Origin of the sequence: Mesorhizobium sp. M7A.F.Ca.MR.148.00.0.0 (assembly GCF_003997735.1) — a bacterium.
In the GTDB taxonomy this organism is placed as follows: domain Bacteria; phylum Pseudomonadota; class Alphaproteobacteria; order Rhizobiales; family Rhizobiaceae; genus Mesorhizobium.
The window spans coordinates 1-240 of sequence record NZ_RZTB01000676.1 but is presented as its reverse complement, the minus strand read 5'-3'; the positions used below and the strand labels follow the sequence as shown (position 1 = coordinate 240).

The 240-nt window shown below is 65.0% G+C and carries 1 pseudogene; it reads left to right on the top strand.

From position 1 onward, the window contains the following. Window positions 1-240 (top strand): annotated as a pseudogene (locus EOB49_RS35800) (TlpA family protein disulfide reductase); the annotation flags it as partial.

Genomic DNA, 240 nt, shown 5'->3' with positions numbered 1-240 from the left:
GCGACGATGTGAAGCCGAAGAAGTTCCTCAGCGATACCGGCGTCGCGACGCTCGGTTATTACCGGGATTCGACGATGACGCTGTTCAACGACCTCAAGAAGCGCGGCCTGGCGCTAGGCCTTCCCGTCACCATGCTGATCGACGGCGAGGGCTGCCTGATCGCCCACATGAACGGCCCGGCCGAATGGTCGGGGCCGGACGCCAGGCGGCTGGTCGAGACGGCACTCAAGCCCGAGAGTC